This window comes from Lentzea xerophila (assembly GCF_051094245.1).
Taxonomy (GTDB): domain Bacteria; phylum Actinomycetota; class Actinomycetes; order Mycobacteriales; family Pseudonocardiaceae; genus Lentzea; species Lentzea xerophila.
In genome coordinates this window covers 8,970,001-8,986,254 of the sequence record NZ_CP194934.1, presented here as the reverse complement: position 1 = coordinate 8,986,254, position 16,254 = coordinate 8,970,001, and the positions used below count along the sequence as shown (strand labels likewise).

Below are 16,254 nucleotides of genomic sequence, written 5' to 3'. Positions count from 1 at the left end.
GGCGAACACCGAAGCCCGCCTGGTCCACCTGTTACTTCTCGTCGCGCAGCGAGTTCAGCGCGGCCAGTGCCCGCTCGCTGATCTCGTCGATCTCACCGACGGCGTCGATGGAGATGACCTTCTCCGCGTAGTAGCTCAGCAGCGGGGCGGTCTCGTTGCGGTACACCTGCTGGCGGTGCCGGATGACTTCTTCCTTGTCGTCCGTGCGCCCGCGCGCGAGCAGCCGCTCCACCACGACGTCCTCGTCGACCCTGAACTCCAGCACCGCGTCGAGCGCATGGCCGCCGACAGCCAGGAACTCACCCAGCTTGTCGGCCTGCGCGACGTTGCGCGGGAACCCGTCGAGCAGGAACCCGTCCGCCGCGTCCGCCTCGGCCAAACGCTTGCGCACCATCTCGTTCGTGATGGAGTCCGGCACGAGAGCGCCCTCGTCGAGGATGCTCTGCACCTCCAGCCCGAGCTCGGTCTGGTTGCTGATGTGTGACCGGAAGAGGTCGCCCGTCGAGATGTGCGGCACGCCGAGCTTGCGGCTCAGAACTTCGGCCTGGGTGCCCTTGCCCGCACCGGGCGGGCCAACGAGAACGAGTCGCATCTAGCGGAGGAACCCTTCGTAATTGCGCTGCATGAGCTGGCTCTCGATCTGCTTCACGGTGTCGAGACCGACACCGACCATGATCAGAACCGCGGTGCCGCCGAACGGGAAGTTCTGGTTCTGGCCGTCACCGGTCAGGTCCAGGAACAGGTTCGGCAGGATCGCCACGATGCCGAGGTAGAGCGAACCGGGAAGCGTGATGCGGCCCAGGACGAACTTGAGGTACTCGGCGGTGGGACGACCCGGGCGGATGCCGGGGATGAAGCCACCGAACTTCTTCATCTCGTCAGCACGCTCGTCCGGGTTGAACGTGATGCCGACGTAGAAGTACGTGAAGAAGACGATCAGCAGGAAGTACGAGGCGATGTGCACCGGGCTCGACTGCTTGACCAGATGCGTCTGCACGAACGTCGAGAACCAGTTCGGCTCAGTGGACGTGCCCTGGGTAAGGCGCACGATCAGGTCCGGCAGGTAGAGCAGCGACGAGGCGAAGATGACCGGGATGACGCCGGCCTGGTTCACCTTGAGGGGGAGGTACGTCGAGGTGCCGCCGTACATGCGGCGACCGATCATGCGCTTGGCGTACTGCACCGGGATGCGACGCTGGGCCTGCTCGACGTAGATGACGCTCGCGATGATGAGCAGAGCGGCCACGACCACGAGGATGAAGGTGACCCGGGTCTCGTCCTTGTCCCAGATGTTCTTGCCCTCGGCCGGGATACGGGCGGCGATGCCGGTGAAGATCAGCAACGACATGCCGTTGCCGATGCCCTTCTCCGTGATGAGCTCACCCAGCCACATGATGACGGCGGTACCGGCGGTCATGGTGATGACCAGCACGATGAGGGTGAAGATTTCGTCCTTGCCAGGAATGACGTCCTGGTCGCACTCACCGAACAGCTGCCCGCGGACCGCCAGCGCCACGAGACCGGTTGACTGCAGGATCGCGAGACCGATCGTCAGGTAGCGCGTGTACTGCGTCAGCTTGCCCTGACCGGCCTGTCCTTCCTTCTTCAGCTGCTCGAACCGCGGGATCACCACGGTGAGGAGCTGAATGATGATGCTCGCGGTGATGTAGGGCATGATGCCCAGCGCGAACACGGACAGGTTCAGAAGCGCGCCACCGCTGAACAGGTTGATCAGCGAGTAGATGTTCTGGCCTTCGAGCTGCTCAGCACACGCCCGCACGTTCTTGAAGGACACGCCTGGCGCGGGCATGGTCGCACCGAGCCGGTACACAACGATGATCCCGAGCGTAAACAGGATCTTCTTGCGTAGATCCGGCGTCGCGAGAGCCGAGCGGAATGCGCCGAGCACGCGAACCTCCTGAGCGTTGCCGACCCCCAGGGACCGGCACATGCGGTAGTTGGCAGGCCGCAGCAGGCAGCCACGACCAAGCAACCCGGAGGACATCCGGGTTCAGCCCGCGACTCTAACAGTCCTCAACGACCTGCCCGTACCCAGTGGCCAATCACAGGGTCCAACTCGTTGATCTCTCACCGCACCACTAGCCCATCCGGGGTACCGACAACCACAATTCCGTGCTACGAGCAGCGATTTCGCCGACCGCGAACGTTTGCGGCAACCCCGAAGTTCCCCCAGAAATCCCCGTAGAGCGAACCCGCCGACATGCCGTGGCGAGGCCGCCCGCGTGTGCAACCCATATCGAAGCGAGGCCGCAGGTGAGCAGTCCTGACCGAGCGGGCCGGGCGGTGGGGTCCCGTCACGAGTCGCTCCTGGTGCGGCTCGTGACGGGACCCCACCGCCACGCAACCACCTACGCAACCGGCAGCCGCCCGAAGCACCAGGCGTGCCATCAACCCGCGAGCGCGCGGTCCCCCCGATCAGATTGCCGGGAGTCTGGGGGCAGAGCCCCCAGGGGGAGCACGCACCGCAAGGCCGCCGCCCGCAAGCCGACCACCAACCCGGCCGCGACGCGCAAGCCGACCACCCACAAAGCCTCAACACGCAAGCTGACGCAGGGCGTCCCCCCTCTCTGGGAACCCCTACATCACAACGTACTCAGAGGGTCCGACATCCCCAGAGGAACGCCAAAGGGCCCCAGGATCGAATCCTGGGGCCCTTCAGACCGCATCTAGCGAGGCGTTCACGCCACAGTGGAAGACCCACCAGCAGCAGCCAACTTCTCCACAGCGGACTTGGAGAACTTGTTGGCGGTGACGTCCAGCTTGACGCTGACATCGCCGTCGCCCAGCACCTTGACGAGCGAGCCCTTGCGGACCAGCCCGGCCAGCACCAGAGCGGGAATGTCCACCGAGCCGCCCTCCGGGAAGGAGGCAGCGATCGACGAGACGTTCACGACCTGGTACTCGGTGCGGAACGGGTTCTTGAAGCCCTTGAGCTTCGGGAGCCGCATGTGCAGCGGCATCTGGCCACCTTCGAAGCGCGGCGAGACGTTCTTGCGAGCGCCCGTGCCCTTCGTACCGCGGCCGGCGGTCTTGCCCTTGGAGCCTTCACCACGACCGACGCGGGTCTTGGCGGTCTTGGCTCCGGGGGCCGGACGCAGATCGTGAATCTTGATGGTCACGACTGGACCTCCTCGACAACCACCAGGTGGCGCACGGCGTTGATCAGGCCGAGCACCTGGGGGGTGTCCTCACGCACGACCGACTGGCGGATCTTGCGCAGCCCGAGGGTGCGCATCGACTCGCGGTGGTTGTGCTTGGTGCCGATGGTGCTGCGAACCTGGGTGATCTTGAGCTGAGCCATGATCACACCCCCTGGCCCGCGCGAGCGCGGATCATGCCGGCGGGGGCGACGTCCTCGAGGGGCAGGCCACGGCGGGCCGCGACCTCTTCGGGACGCTGCAGGCCCTTGAGGGCCGCCACGGTCGCGTGCACGATGTTGATCGCGTTGTCGGAGCCGAGCGACTTCGACAGCACGTCGTGCACGCCGGCGCACTCGAGGACGGCGCGGACAGCGCCACCCGCGATGACACCGGTACCGGCGGAAGCCGGGCGAAGCAGAACCTCGCCGGCGGCCTTGCGGCCCGTGATCGGGTGGGGGATGGTGCCGGCGATGCGAGGCACGCGGAAGAAGTTCTTCTTCGCTTCCTCGACACCCTTGGCGATGGCCGCGGGAACTTCCTTGGCCTTGCCGTAGCCGACGCCGACCATTCCGTCGCCGTCGCCCACCACCACGAGGGCGGTGAAGCTGAACCGACGACCACCCTTGACCACCTTGGAGACGCGGTTGATCGCAACCACGCGCTCGAGGTGGGGGGTCTTCTCCTGGGCCGCGCCGCCGCGGCCGCCGTCACGACGGTCGCGGCGCTCTCCGCGCTCGCCCCCGCCGCCTTCGCGACGCGTACGTCCTGGCATCAGGCGTCCCTCTCAATTCCGGTGATGATCATTGTCAGAACTCCAGCCCCGCCTCGCGAGCGGCATCAGCCAGAGCAGCGATCCGGCCGTGGTACGCGTTGCCGCCGCGGTCGAACACGACCGCCGTGACACCGGCGTCCTTGGCGCGGGCCGCGGCCAGCTGGCCGACCTTGGCCGCGCGGGCCTTCTTGTCGCCGTCCAGGGCACGGACGTCGGCCTCCATCGAGGAAGCGGACGCGATCGTGTGGCCCTTCAGGTCGTCGATGATCTGCACGGTGATGTGCTTCGACGAACGGTGCACGGCCAGGCGCGGACGCTCGGCGGTACCGTTGACCTTCTTGCGGAGGCGGAAGTGGCGACGGGTCTTGGCAACACGACGCCTGGTGGAGATGTCCTTGCCCACCGGCTTGCGCTTCGTAACAGTCGACTCGCTCATGTCACTTACCCGTCTTTCCGACCTTGCGACGGATCTTCTCGCCCGAGTAGCGGACGCCCTTGCCCTTGTACGGGTCGGGCTTGCGCAGCTTGCGGATGTTGGCGGCGACCTCACCGACCAGCTGCTTGTCGATACCCGAGACGGAGAAGCGGGTCGGGGTCTCCACCGCGAAGGTGATGCCCGCGGGGGCCTCGACCTTCACCGGGTGGGAGTAACCGAGCGCGAACTCGAGCTCTGAGCCCTTGAGCGCGACGCGGTAACCGACGCCGTGGATTTCCATCTTCTTTTCGTAACCCTGGGTCACACCGACGACCATGTTGTGCACCAGCGTGCGCGACAAGCCGTGGAGCGCGCGGTTGCGGCGCTCGTCGTTCGGGCGCTTGACCTCGAGAGTGCCGTCCTCAGCCTTCTCCAGGCTGATCGGCTCAGCGATCGTCAGCGTCAGGACACCCTTGGGGCCCTTGATGCTCACGTCCTGGCCGGCGATGTTCACGTCGACCCCGGAGGGGACAATGATCGGCTGCTTTCCGATGCGCGACATGTCTACTCCCCCTTACCAAACGTAGGCGAGGACTTCTCCGCCCACGCCTGCCTTGTTGGCCTGACGGTCGGTCATGAGACCGCCAGAGGTCGAAATGATCGCCACGCCGAGGCCACCGAGAACTCGGGGCAGGCCAGTGGACTTCGCGTACACGCGCAGACCCGGCTTCGACACGCGGCGGAGGCCGGCGATGCTGCGCTCACGGTTCGGGCCGTACTTCAGCTCGACCACGAGGTTCTTGGCGACCTCGCCGTCCTCGTCGCGGTAAGAGCTGATGTAGCCCTCGCGCTTGAGGATCTCGGCGATGTTCGCCTTCAGCTTCGAGTGCGGCATCACGACCTTGTCGTGGTAAGCCGAGTTCGCGTTCCGCAGACGAGTGAGCATGTCTGCGATGGGATCGGTCATCGTCATGGTGACCTGGTCAACCTTTCTCGCTGCGGTTCACCGGCTCAGGGTCCAGACCTGTCCTCTCCCCCGGGAGGGAGAGGACAGGACGGTCGTGTGCGGGCCTACAGCGAAGTAATGGAGCTTCGAGTTACCAGCTGGACTTGCTCACGCCAGGCAGCTCACCGCGGTGAGCCATCTCGCGCAGGCAGATCCGGCAGAGGCCGAACTTGCGGAACACCGCGTGGGGGCGGCCGCAACGCTGGCACCGGGTGTAACCCCGGACCTTGAACTTCGGCTTCTTCGCGGCCTTGTTGATCAACGCCTTCTTGGCCATCGACTCAGTTCTCCTTGAACGGGAAGCCCAGGAGCTTCAGCAGCGCCCGGCCCTCCTCGTCGTTCGTGGCGGTGGTGACGACGGTGATGTCCATGCCGCGAGGCCGGTCGATAGCGTCCGGGTCGATCTCGTGGAACATCGACTGCTCGTTCAGGCCGAACGTGTAGTTGCCGTTGCCGTCGAACTGCTTGCCCGAGAGGCCGCGGAAGTCGCGGATACGGGGCAGCGCGATCGTCAGCAGGCGGTCGAGGAACTCCCACATGCGGTCGCCGCGCAGCGTGACGCGCGCACCGATCGGCATGCCCTCGCGCAGCTTGAACTGTGCGATGGACTTGCGGGCCCGACGGACCTCCGGACGCTGGCCAGTGATGATCGAGAGGTCCTTGACGGCACCCTCGATCAGCTTGCCGTCACGGGCGGCGTCGCCGACACCCATGTTGACGACGACCTTCACGACGCCCGGGATCTGCATCACGTTGGCGTAGTTGAACTGCTTCTGCAGCTCGCCGGTGATCTCAGCGCGGTAGCGCGTCTTGAGCCGCGGGATGATCTTCTCTGCGGTAGTCATGCTCAGATGTCCTTCCCGTTACGACGGGAAATGCGGACCCGCTTGCCCTCGTCGTTCGTACGGTAACCAACACGGGTCGGCTTGCCGTCCGAGTCGACCACCATCACGTTGGAGACGTTGATCGGGGCTTCCTGGGTCACGATGCCACCAGACTGCGCGCCCCGCTGGGTCTGCGTGATCTTGGTGTGCTTCTTGATCCGGTTGACACCCTCGACCAGGACCTTGCCGGTCTCCGGGTAGGCCATGATGACCTTGCCCTTCGCGCCCTTGTCCTTGCCGGCGATAACGACGACCGTGTCGCCCTTCTTCACCTTCATGGTCAGAGCACCTCCGGAGCCAGCGAGATGATCTTCATGAACTTCTTGTCGCGCAGCTCACGACCGACCGGGCCGAAGATGCGCGTACCGCGGGGCTCGTTGTCGTTCTTGATGAGCACGGCGGCGTTCTCGTCGAAGCGGATGTACGAGCCATCCGCGCGACGGCGCTCCTTGACGGTGCGGACGATGACGGCCTTGACGACGTCACCCTTCTTCACGCCGGCACCGGGGATCGCGTCCTTGACGGTCGCGACGATGATGTCGCCGATGCCCGCGTAGCGGCGGCCCGAACCACCGAGAACACGGATGCAAAGGATCTCCTTCGCACCAGTGTTGTCGGCGACACGAAGCCGCGACTCCTGCTGAATCACTTACTTGCTCCTGACCATTCCTGGCCCGCCGGATTTCCGACCCGACGGGCTCGGTCTGTCTGAAAAGGAATTACTTGGCCTTCTCGAGGATCTCGACGAGCCGCCAGCGCTTGGTCGCCGACAGGGGCCGGGTCTCCATGAGCAGGACGCGGTCGCCGACGCCAGCCGCGTTCTCCTCGTCGTGCACCTTCACCTTGGTGGTGGAGCGCATGATCTTGGAGTAACGCGGGTGCTTCTTGCGGTCCTCGAGCGCGACCACGATCGTCTTGTCCATCTTGTCGGACACGACGAGGCCCTCACGGACCTTGCGGTCGTTGCGCTTCTCGGTCTGGACTTCGTTGCTGTCGGTCATGCCGCACCCTCACCAGTGGAATCCGGCGTAACGGAGAGCCCGAGCTCCCGCTCCCGCATCACGGTGTAGATCCGGGCGATGTCATGCCGGACCGTGCGCAGCCGCCGGTTGTTGTCGAGCTGGCCCGTGGCCATCTGGAAGCGAAGGTTGAAGAGCTCTTCCTTCGACTCCTTCAGACGCAGCACGAGCTCTTCCTCGGTGAGCTCACGCAGCTCGGAAGCGGTGGTACCCGCTGCCATCAGAACTCACCACCCTCACGCGTAACGATGCGGCACTTCATCGGGAGCTTGTGGATCGCGCGGCGGAGCGCCTCGCGAGCGACCTGCTCGTTCGGGAAGGCCATCTCGAAGAGGACGCGACCCGGCTTGACGTTGGCCACCCACCACTCCGGCGAACCCTTACCGGAACCCATGCGGGTCTCGGCCGGCTTCTTCGTGAGCGGACGGTCCGGGAAGATGTTGATCCAGACCTTGCCGCCACGACGGATGTGGCGCGTGATGGCGATACGAGCGGACTCGATCTGCCTGTTGGTGACGTACGCCGGCTCGAGAGCCTGGATGCCGTACTCACCGAAGGTGACCTTCGTGCCGCCCTTGGCAGCACCCGACCGCTTGGGGTGGTGCTGCTTGCGGTGCTTGACCCTGCGCGGGATGAGCATGACTCAGCTCTCCGTCTTCTCTGCAGCAGCCGGGGCCTCGGCCGACGCCGAAGCGTCAGCTGCGGCACGACCGGCCTCGGTGCTCGTCGCGGTGGTGCCACTGGCACCGGAGCGACGGGCCCGGTTCGGACGCTCGCCACGGTCGCGGCGCGGGGCGCGGTCGGCCTGCGAGGGGGCCGCGTCGCGCTCGCGCTTGGCCGAGATGCCACCGACGATGTCGCCCTTGTAGATCCACACCTTCACGCCGATACGGCCGAACGTGGTGCGGGCCTCGAAGAAGCCGTAGTCGATGTCGGCGCGGAGCGTGTGCAGCGGCACGCGGCCGTCGCGGTAGTGCTCCGAGCGGGACATCTCGGCGCCGCCGAGGCGGCCGCCGCACTGCACGCGGATGCCCTTGACCTGCGAGGAACGCATGGCCGACTGAATGGCCTTGCGCATCGCACGCCGGAAGGCGACGCGGTTGGACAGCTGCTCGGCGACACCCTGTGCCACGAGCTGCGCGTCCGACTCGGGGTTCTTGACCTCGAGGATGTTCAGCTGGACCTGCTTCTTGGTGAGCTTCTCCAGCTCACCGCGGATGCGGTCCGCCTCGGCACCGCGACGGCCGATGACGATGCCCGGCCGGGCGGTGTGGATGTCGACGCGAACCCGGTCACGGGTGCGCTCGATTTCCACCTTGGAGATGCCGGCACGCTCCATGCCCTTGCTGAGCAGGCGGCGGATCTTGACGTCCTCCGCCACGTACTCGGCGTACTGCTTGTCGGCGTACCAGCGGGACTTCCAGTCGGTGGTGATCCCCAGCCGGAAGCCGTGCGGGTTGATCTTCTGGCCCACTACCGGGTTCCCTTCGCGCTGGTCTTCTTCGGACGCGACTCCACCTCAATGGTGATGTGCGACGTCCGCTTGCGGATCCGGTACGCGCGGCCCTGGGCACGCGGGCGGAAACGCTTGAGGGTCGGACCCTCGTCCACGTAGGCCACCGAAACCCAGAGGGTGTCGGGGTCCAGGGACATGTTGTTCTCGGCGTTGGCCATGGCGCTGGCGAGCACCTTCGCGACCGGCTCACTTGCCGCCTGCGGCGCGAACTGGAGCACGGCCAGGGCCTCGCGGGCGTTACGTCCCTTGATGAGCTCGACGACGCGGCGCACCTTCATCGGCGTGTCGCGGACGTAGCGAGCCCGAGCCACGGCGCGCGGAAACTCCTGCGCCTCAGCATCTTTACGGGCGTTCATCGCTGCTTCCCCTTGCTCTTCCTAGTTCGGCGCCTTAGCGGCGGCGAGACTTCCGGTCGTCCTTGATGTGGCCCTTGAAGGTCCGGGTAGGGGCGAACTCGCCCAGCTTGTGCCCGACCATCGCCTCGGTCACGAACACCGGGACGTGCTTGCGGCCGTCGTGCACCGCAATGGTGTGACCCAGCATGTCCGGGATGATCGTGGACCGGCGGGACCACGTCTTGATGACCGTCTTCTTGCCCGACTCGTTGAGAACGTCCACCTTCTTGAGCAGGTGGTCGTCAACGAAGGGGCCCTTCTTAAGGCTGCGAGGCATCCTTCACTCCCTTCCTGCTCAGCGCTTCTTACCGGTGCGACGACGCCGGACGATGAGCTTGTCGCTTGGCTTACGGCGGCGGGTACGGCCTTCGGGCTTACCAGCCGGGTTGACCGGGTGGCGACCACCGGAGGTCTTACCTTCACCACCACCATGCGGGTGGTCGACGGGGTTCATGGCGACACCGCGGACGGTGGGCTTCTTGCCCTTCCACCGCATGCGGCCTGCCTTGCCCCAGTTGATGTTCTGGTGCTCCTTGTTGCCGACCTCGCCGAGCGTGGCGCGGCAGCGCACGTCCACGTTGCGGATCTCGCCCGAAGGCATCCGCAGCTGGGCGTACGGGCCGTCCTTCGCCACGAGCTGCACCGAGGCACCGGCGGAGCGCGCGATCTTCGCGCCGCCACCGGGGCGGAGCTCGATCGCGTGGATCACGGAACCGACCGGGATGTTGCGCAGCGGCAGGTTGTTGCCCGGCTTGATGTCGGCCTTGGGGCCGTTCTCAACCGTGTCACCCTGCTTGAGCTTCTCCGGGGCGATGATGTAGCGCTTCTCGCCGTCCGCGTAGTGCAGCAGCGCGATGCGCGCGGTGCGGTTCGGGTCGTACTCGATGTGAGCGACCTTGGCCGGCACGCCGTCCTTGTCGTGGCGACGGAAGTCGATCAGGCGGTAAGCCCGCTTGTGACCGCCACCCTTGTGCCGCGTGGTGATCTTGCCCGAGGCGTTGCGGCCACCCAGCTTGTGCAGCGGGCGGATCAGCGACTTCTCCGGAGTCGACCGAGTGATCTCGGCGAAGTCGGAGACGCTCGCACCGCGACGACCGGGAGTCGTCGGCTTGTACTTGCGAATGCCCATCTCTACGCAGTCCTCGTCATCAGGCGGCAGGGCCGCCGAAGATCTCGATCGGCTTGCTGTCCGAGGACAGGGTCACGATCGCGCGCTTCGTGTCCTTGCGCTTGCCGAACCCGGTGCGGGTGCGCTTGCGCTTGCCCTGCCGGTTGATGGTGTTGACGCTGACGACCTTCACGCCGAAGACCTTCTCCACGGCGATCTTGATCTGCGTCTTGTTCGAACCCGGCGCCACCAGGAAGGTGTACTTGTTCTCCTCGAGCAGTCCGTAGGACTTCTCGGAGATCACGGGCGCGAGCAAGACGTCCCTGTGGTCGGGGATCACTTCGAGGCCTCCTCGTCCACCGCGGTCGCCGTGGCCTCGGCCGAGCCAGAACCCTGCTGGGCCTTGCTGGCGAGGAACACGTCGAGCGAGTCCTTGGTGAACACCACGTCGTCGTTGACGAGCACGTCGTAGGTGTTGAGCTGGTCGGGCGCGATCACGTGCACGTGCGGAAGGTTCCGCACGCTGACCCACGCGACCTCGTCGGTGCGGTTGAGCACCACGAGAACGCGGCGGGCCTCGGTGACCGACTCCAGGACCTTGCGCGCGGTCTTGGTCGACGGGGTGTCCCCGTCCACCAGGCCGGACACGACGTGGACCTGGTTGGCGCGAGCCCGGTCGGAGAGGGCGCCCCGCAGAGCGGCGGCCTTCATCTTCTTGGGGGTGCGCTGCGAGTAGTCACGCGGCTGCGGGCCGTGGACGATGCCACCGCCGGCGAACTGCGGAGCACGCGTCGAACCCTGGCGGGCGCGACCGGTGCCCTTCTGGCGGTACGGCTTCTTGCCACCACCACGAACCTCGCCGCGGGTCTTCGTCGAGTGCGTGCCCTGGCGCGCGGCGGCCTGCTGGGCCACCACGACCTGGTGCAGCAGCGCGACGTTCGCCTGCGCGTCGAAGACAGCCGAGGGGAGCTCGACCGTGCCGGCGGACTTGCCGTCCGGGGTGCGGATCTCAACCGTCGACATCAGGCACCGCCCTTCGCGGCAGTCCGGACGAACACCAGACCACCCTTGGGGCCGGGAACAGCGCCCTTGATGAGCAGCAGGCCGTTCTCGGCGTCGATCTTGTGCACCTTCAGGTTCTGGGTCGTGACGCGCTCGTGGCCCATGCGACCGGCCATGCGCAGACCCTTGAAGACGCGACCAGGCGTGGCACAGCCACCGATGGAACCCGGCGAGCGGTGCTTGCGCTGGGTGCCGTGGCTGGAGCCGAGGCCCTTGAAGTTGTGGCGCTTCATGACACCCGCGGTGCCCTTGCCCTTGCTGGTGCCGGTGATGTCGACAACAGCGCCGGCCTCGAACACCTCAGCGGTGATCTCCTGGCCGACCGTGTAGTCGCTGGCGTCCGCCGTGCGCAGCTCCACCAGGTGGCGACGGGGCGTGACCCCGGCCTTGGCGAAGTGCCCAGCAACGGGCTTGTTGACCTTGCGCGGGTCAATCGCGCCGGCCGCCAGCTGGACGGCGGTGTAGCCGTCCTTCTCTTCGGTGCGAACCTGGGTCACGACATTGGGCTCAGCCCTGACGACGGTCACCGGGACGACCCGGTTGTTCTCGTCGAAGACCTGAGTCATGCCGAGCTTGGTGCCCAGGATGCCCTTCATCTGCCTGTCAGACATTGGTCCGTTACTCTCCGCGCCCAACGCTTACTGGATGTTGACGTCGACGCTGGCCGGCAGGTCGATGCGCATGAGCGCGTCAACCGTCTTCGGCGTCGGGTCGAGGATGTCGATCAGCCGCTTGTGCGTGCGCATCTCGAAGTGCTCGCGCGAGTCCTTGTACTTGTGCGGCGAGCGGATGACGCAGTACACGTTCTTCTCAGTGGGCAGCGGCACGGGCCCGACAACCCGAGCGCCGGTGCGCGTCACGGTCTCAACGATCTTGCGCGCAGACGCGTCGATCGCCTCGTGGTCGTAAGCCTTGAGCCGGATGCGGATCTTTTGTCCCGCCATAATGGCTTGCCGTTCCTCTGCTTCTCGTAACCGCTGCGGTGCGGTGCCTCGGATGAGGCCTGTTACAGCCTCTTGGCGCGCTCCGCCCCTGTTGAAGTGTCATGGTGCCCGGTCCACGCGGTCGGGCGTGTCGCGCCCGGTGCGCATACCGGTCCCACTCAAGGTCTCCCCGGTGGGATTGGGCCTACCACAGCCCATGCACCCTGATGCCCATCTCCGCAAGGAGGCGTTCACTAACAGGGCGCGGACGCTCGGTCGAAGGATTCAGGCACGCACGGATGCGACCCGGCCTTCGTCGAGCAACCCGTAAAGAATGCCACACGGGGGTGAGGCACTCCAAATCGGGGTGGGTGAGTAAGAGGCAGATCACGTTGGGATCAAGGTCCGCGAACCTGCCGCGGCACGCTCGAACCCGCTGTGTGACTCTTCACTCCCCTTGTGCCACAACGACAAAGGCCGGGCCAACGGAGTCGTTGGCCCGGCCTTGCCGAACTAACAGCGGTTGCCCGCGGTCAGAGCTGGGTCACTTGATGATCTTGGTGACCGAGCCGGCGCCGACGGTGCGGCCACCCTCGCGGATCGCGAAGCGGAGGCCCTCGTCCATGGCGATCGGCTGGATCAGCTTGACCGACATACCGGTGGTGTCACCCGGCATGACCATCTCGGTGCCCTCGGGCAGCGTCACAACGCCGGTCACGTCCGTCGTGCGGAAGTAGAACTGCGGACGGTAGTTGTTGAAGAACGGCGTGTGGCGGCCACCCTCGTCCTTGGACAGGATGTAGACCTGAGCCTCGAACTCGGTGTGCGGGGTCGTGGTGCCCGGCTTGACGATGACCATGCCGCGCTCCACCTCCTCGCGCTTGATGCCGCGGAGCAGCAGCGCGGCGTTGTCACCGGCGCGACCCTCGTCGAGGAACTTCTTGAACATCTCGATCGAGGTGACCGTCGTCTTCTTCGACGTCTCCTTGATACCGACGATCTCGATCTCGGAGTTCACGTTGATGATGCCGCGCTCGATACGACCGGTCACCACGGTGCCGCGGCCGGTGATCGTGAAGACGTCCTCGACGGGCATGAGGAACGGCTTCTCGGTGTCGCGCTCCGGCTCCGGGATCGCCGTGTCGACGGCGTTCATCAGGTCGAGAACGGACTTGCCCCACTCGGCGTCACCCTCGAGCGCCTTCAGCGCCGAGACGCGCACGACCGGCAGGTCGTCGCCCGGGAACTCGTACTCGGAGAGGAGCTCGCGGACCTCGAGCTCGACGAGCTCCAGGATCTCCTCGTCGTCGACCATGTCGGCCTTGTTGAGCGCGACGACGATGTAGGGGACGCCGACCTGGCGGGCCAGGAGGACGTGCTCCTTCGTCTGCGGCATCGGACCGTCGGTCGCCGCGACCACCAGGATGGCGCCGTCCATCTGCGCCGCACCGGTGATCATGTTCTTGATGTAGTCGGCGTGCCCGGGGCAGTCGACGTGCGCGTAGTGACGGTTCTCCGTCTGGTACTCGATGTGCGCGATCGAGATCGTGATGCCGCGCTGCTTCTCTTCCGGCGCCTTGTCGATCTGGTCGAACGCGAACGAAGCGTTCACATCGGGGTACGCGTCGTGCAGAACCTTGGAGATCGCCGCGGTCAGCGTGGTCTTGCCATGGTCGATGTGACCGATGGTACCGATGTTGACGTGCGGCTTCGTCCGCTCGAACTTCGCCTTGGCCACTGGATTGTCCTCCTGGACTTCTTTTTTGCTGGTCCGGCGGGCATCTGTGGCCACCCGCCGGACTACACGTCAGGGTCGGAAAGTGCGGACCCCAGGGATTCGCCCCCGGAGAGCCCGCGGTGGAACTGCGGTGCTCCGGTGTGGGGTTATTCCCCAGTCGCCTTCGCGATGATCTCCTTCGAGACGTTCGTGGGAACCTCTGCGTAGGAGTCGAACACCATCGAGTAGTTGGCACGACCCTGGGTCTTGGACCGCAGGTCACCCACGTACCCGAACATTTCCGACAGCGGGACCAGTGCCTTGACGACACGGATACCGCTGCGCTCCTCCATGGCCTGGATCTGGCCACGGCGGGAGTTCAGGTCGCCGATCACGTCGCCCATGTACTCCTCGGGCGTCGTGACCTCGACGGCCATCAGCGGCTCGAGGATCGCGGGAGACGCCTGACGGGCGGCTTCCTTGAGGGCCATCGAACCAGCGATCTTGAACGCCATCTCCGAGGAGTCGACCTCGTGGTAGGCGCCATCGAGCAGCGTCACCTTCACGCCGACCAGCGGGTAGCCCGCCAGCACGCCGTACTGCATCGCGTCCTGTGCACCCGCGTCGACCGACGGGATGTACTCACGCGGGATGCGACCACCGGTGACCGCGTTGACGAACTCGTAGAGAGCGCCGTCGTCGGACTTCGGCAGCGGCTCGACGGTGATGAGCACCTTCGCGAACTGGCCGGAGCCACCGGTCTGCTTCTTGTGGGTGTAGGAGTACTTCTCCACCGCCTTGCGGATGGTCTCCCGGTACGCCACCTGAGGCTTGCCGATGTTGGCCTCGACCTTGAACTCGCGGCGCATGCGGTCCACCAGGATGTCCAGGTGGAGCTCGCCCATGCCGGCGATGATGGTCTGGCCCGTCTCCTGGTCGAGGTTGACCCGGAACGTCGGGTCCTCCTCGGCGAGCTTCTGGATCGCGGTGCCGAGCTTCTCCTGGTCCGCCTTCGTCTTGGGCTCGATGGCCACCTGGATGACGGGCTCGGGGAAGGTCATCGACTCGAGCACGATGGGGTGCTGCGGGTCGCACAGGGTCTCACCGGTCGTGGTGTCCTTCAGACCGATCACGGCGTAGATGTGGCCCGCGATGGCCTCGGTGACCGGGTTCTCCTTGTTGGCGTGCATCTGGAAGATCTTCCCGATGCGCTCCTTGCGGTCCTTGGTCGCGTTGACGACCTGGGTGCCTGCGGCGACCTTGCCCGAGTAGACCCGGATGTAGGTCAGCTTGCCGAAGAACGGGTGCACGGCGATCTTGAACGCCAGCGCCGAGAACGGCTCGTCGCTGGACGGGCTGCGCTTCACGACCGTCTCGCCGTCCTGCAGCGTGCCCTCGACCGGCGGAAGGTCGAGCGGCGACGGCAGGTAGTCGATGACCGCGTCGAGCATGGGCTGAACGCCCTTGTTCTTGAACGCCGAACCACACAGGATCGGGTACGCGGTGCCCGCGGCGACGATCTTGCGGAGGCCGGCCTTGATCTCCTCGATCGACAGATCGCCGTTCTCGAAGAACTTCTCGGTCAGGTCGTCGTCGGTCTCGGCGACGGCCTCGAGCAGCTGCTCGCGGAACTCCTGCGCCTTCTCGAGCAGATCCGCGGGGATCTCCTCGACCGCGTAGTCCTCGCCCTTCGAGACTTCGCCACGCCAGGTCAGCGCGCGCATCTCGATCAGGTCGACGACGCCGATGAACTCGCTCTCGGAGCCGATCGGGATCTGGAGCGGCAGCGGCTTGGCGCCCAGCCGGTCCTGGATCGTCTTGATCGTGAAGTAGAAGTCCGCGCCGAGCTTGTCCATCTTGTTGACGAAGCAGATGCGCGGGACGTCGTACTTGGTCGCCTGCCGCCAGACCTGCTCGGACTGCGGCTCGACGCCCTCCTTGCCGTCGAAGACGGCAACGGCGCCGTCGAGGACGCGCAGGTTGCGCTCCACCTCGACGGTGAAGTCGACGTGGCCGGGCGTGTCGATCAGGTTGATCTGGTGGTTCTTCCAGTAGCAGGTCGTCGCGGCCGACGTGATCGTGATGCCGCGCTCCTGCTCCTGCTCCATCCAGTCCATCACGGCAGCGCCGTCGTGAACCTCGCCGATCTTGTAGCTGATCCCCGTGTAGAAGAGGATCCGCTCAGTCGTCGTGGTCTTGCCCGCGTCGATGTGGGCCATGATCCCGATGTTGCGGACCTTGGCAAGATCAGTGAGCACGTCCTGTGCCACGGGTCT

Annotated in this window: 25 protein-coding genes; all 25 read right to left on the bottom strand. The window is 65.8% G+C overall.

Going from position 1 to position 16,254, the window contains the following annotated elements:
- Positions 1–31: 31 nt before the first annotated feature.
- The 25 genes from ACRSBM_RS43445 to fusA all read right to left on the bottom strand — a co-directional run bounded on the left by ACRSBM_RS43445 (position 32) and on the right by fusA (position 16,248).
- Entirely contained in the window at positions 32–592 is a 561-nt protein-coding gene (locus ACRSBM_RS43445) for an adenylate kinase (protein ID WP_434452819.1), read from the bottom strand.
- The gene (gene secY, locus ACRSBM_RS43440; RefSeq protein ID WP_434452817.1) at positions 593–1,909 is read right to left on the bottom strand and encodes a preprotein translocase subunit SecY; all 1,317 of its coding nucleotides are present in this window, start codon (positions 1,907–1,909) and stop codon (positions 593–595) included. It abuts the gene before it with no gap.
- 790 nt (positions 1,910–2,699) lie between these two features.
- Positions 2,700–3,140 (bottom strand): 50S ribosomal protein L15, encoded by a 441-nt coding sequence (gene rplO, locus ACRSBM_RS43435; protein ID WP_434452815.1) that lies wholly within the window; start codon positions 3,138–3,140, stop codon positions 2,700–2,702.
- Complete coding sequence (gene rpmD, locus ACRSBM_RS43430) at positions 3,137–3,322, bottom strand: 50S ribosomal protein L30 (protein ID WP_090094710.1); 186 nt, start codon at positions 3,320–3,322, stop codon at positions 3,137–3,139. Before rpmD ends, rplO begins: the two co-directional genes overlap by 4 nt.
- A 2-nt stretch (positions 3,323–3,324) precedes the next feature.
- Complete coding sequence (gene rpsE, locus ACRSBM_RS43425) at positions 3,325–3,933, bottom strand: 30S ribosomal protein S5 (protein WP_434452813.1); 609 nt, start codon at positions 3,931–3,933, stop codon at positions 3,325–3,327.
- 34 nt (positions 3,934–3,967) lie between these two features.
- Positions 3,968–4,369, bottom strand: a complete 402-nt coding sequence (gene rplR, locus ACRSBM_RS43420; protein ID WP_434452811.1) for a 50S ribosomal protein L18 — start codon at positions 4,367–4,369, stop codon at positions 3,968–3,970.
- 1 nt (position 4,370) lies between these two features.
- Positions 4,371–4,910, bottom strand: coding sequence for a 50S ribosomal protein L6 (gene rplF / locus ACRSBM_RS43415; RefSeq protein ID WP_434452809.1), 540 nt, complete (start codon positions 4,908–4,910; stop codon positions 4,371–4,373).
- A 12-nt stretch (positions 4,911–4,922) separates the two neighbouring features.
- The gene (rpsH, locus tag ACRSBM_RS43410; protein ID WP_434452807.1) at positions 4,923–5,321 is read right to left on the bottom strand and encodes a 30S ribosomal protein S8; all 399 of its coding nucleotides are present in this window, start codon (positions 5,319–5,321) and stop codon (positions 4,923–4,925) included.
- Positions 5,322–5,445: 124 nt separating this feature from the next.
- On the bottom strand, positions 5,446–5,631 hold the full coding sequence (locus ACRSBM_RS43405; protein WP_030473455.1) for a type Z 30S ribosomal protein S14: 186 nt from the start codon (positions 5,629–5,631) through the stop codon (positions 5,446–5,448).
- Positions 5,632–5,635: 4 nt separating this feature from the next.
- Positions 5,636–6,199: a 50S ribosomal protein L5 gene (rplE, locus tag ACRSBM_RS43400; RefSeq protein ID WP_396421159.1), complete on the bottom strand. Its 564-nt coding sequence runs from the start codon at positions 6,197–6,199 to the stop codon at positions 5,636–5,638.
- Positions 6,200–6,201: 2 nt separating this feature from the next.
- On the bottom strand, positions 6,202–6,516 hold the full coding sequence (gene rplX / locus ACRSBM_RS43395; RefSeq protein ID WP_382451374.1) for a 50S ribosomal protein L24: 315 nt from the start codon (positions 6,514–6,516) through the stop codon (positions 6,202–6,204).
- A 2-nt stretch (positions 6,517–6,518) separates the two neighbouring features.
- Positions 6,519–6,887 (bottom strand): 50S ribosomal protein L14, encoded by a 369-nt coding sequence (gene rplN / locus ACRSBM_RS43390; protein ID WP_030473458.1) that lies wholly within the window; start codon positions 6,885–6,887, stop codon positions 6,519–6,521.
- A 70-nt stretch (positions 6,888–6,957) separates the two neighbouring features.
- Positions 6,958–7,239 carry a 30S ribosomal protein S17 gene (gene rpsQ, locus ACRSBM_RS43385; protein WP_434452804.1) on the bottom strand — a complete coding sequence of 94 codons (282 nt, stop codon included), beginning with the start codon at positions 7,237–7,239 and terminating at the stop codon, positions 6,958–6,960.
- A complete protein-coding gene (rpmC, locus tag ACRSBM_RS43380) occupies positions 7,236–7,478 on the bottom strand; it encodes a 50S ribosomal protein L29 (protein WP_030478304.1) in 243 nt (80 codons plus the stop codon). Before rpmC ends, rpsQ begins: the two co-directional genes overlap by 4 nt.
- Positions 7,478–7,897: a 50S ribosomal protein L16 gene (gene rplP / locus ACRSBM_RS43375; protein ID WP_030473461.1), complete on the bottom strand. Its 420-nt coding sequence runs from the start codon at positions 7,895–7,897 to the stop codon at positions 7,478–7,480. Before rplP ends, rpmC begins: the two co-directional genes overlap by 1 nt.
- A gap of 3 nt (positions 7,898–7,900) precedes the next feature.
- On the bottom strand, positions 7,901–8,731 hold the full coding sequence (gene rpsC, locus ACRSBM_RS43370) for a 30S ribosomal protein S3 (protein ID WP_434452802.1): 831 nt from the start codon (positions 8,729–8,731) through the stop codon (positions 7,901–7,903).
- Positions 8,731–9,129 carry a 50S ribosomal protein L22 gene (rplV, locus tag ACRSBM_RS43365; protein WP_434452800.1) on the bottom strand — a complete coding sequence of 133 codons (399 nt, stop codon included), beginning with the start codon at positions 9,127–9,129 and terminating at the stop codon, positions 8,731–8,733. Before rplV ends, rpsC begins: the two co-directional genes overlap by 1 nt.
- 34 nt (positions 9,130–9,163) lie before the next feature.
- On the bottom strand, positions 9,164–9,445 hold the full coding sequence (gene rpsS, locus ACRSBM_RS43360) for a 30S ribosomal protein S19 (protein WP_015105260.1): 282 nt from the start codon (positions 9,443–9,445) through the stop codon (positions 9,164–9,166).
- 18 nt (positions 9,446–9,463) lie between these two features.
- Positions 9,464–10,297, bottom strand: coding sequence for a 50S ribosomal protein L2 (rplB, locus tag ACRSBM_RS43355; RefSeq protein WP_030473464.1), 834 nt, complete (start codon positions 10,295–10,297; stop codon positions 9,464–9,466).
- 19 nt (positions 10,298–10,316) lie between these two features.
- A complete protein-coding gene (gene rplW, locus ACRSBM_RS43350) occupies positions 10,317–10,616 on the bottom strand; it encodes a 50S ribosomal protein L23 (RefSeq protein ID WP_090046572.1) in 300 nt (99 codons plus the stop codon).
- Complete coding sequence (gene rplD / locus ACRSBM_RS43345) at positions 10,613–11,299, bottom strand: 50S ribosomal protein L4 (RefSeq protein WP_434452798.1); 687 nt, start codon at positions 11,297–11,299, stop codon at positions 10,613–10,615. Before rplD ends, rplW begins: the two co-directional genes overlap by 4 nt.
- Positions 11,299–11,949 (bottom strand): 50S ribosomal protein L3, encoded by a 651-nt coding sequence (gene rplC / locus ACRSBM_RS43340; RefSeq protein ID WP_434452797.1) that lies wholly within the window; start codon positions 11,947–11,949, stop codon positions 11,299–11,301. The genes rplD and rplC overlap by 1 nt, the downstream gene beginning before the upstream one ends.
- Before the next feature lie 27 nt (positions 11,950–11,976).
- On the bottom strand, positions 11,977–12,282 hold the full coding sequence (gene rpsJ, locus ACRSBM_RS43335) for a 30S ribosomal protein S10 (protein ID WP_003938093.1): 306 nt from the start codon (positions 12,280–12,282) through the stop codon (positions 11,977–11,979).
- Positions 12,283–12,805: 523 nt separating this feature from the next.
- A complete protein-coding gene (tuf, locus tag ACRSBM_RS43330; RefSeq protein WP_434452794.1) occupies positions 12,806–13,999 on the bottom strand; it encodes an elongation factor Tu in 1,194 nt (397 codons plus the stop codon).
- A 146-nt stretch (positions 14,000–14,145) separates the two neighbouring features.
- Positions 14,146–16,248 carry an elongation factor G gene (fusA, locus tag ACRSBM_RS43325; RefSeq protein WP_434452792.1) on the bottom strand — a complete coding sequence of 701 codons (2,103 nt, stop codon included), beginning with the start codon at positions 16,246–16,248 and terminating at the stop codon, positions 14,146–14,148.
- Positions 16,249–16,254 lie beyond the last annotated feature (6 nt).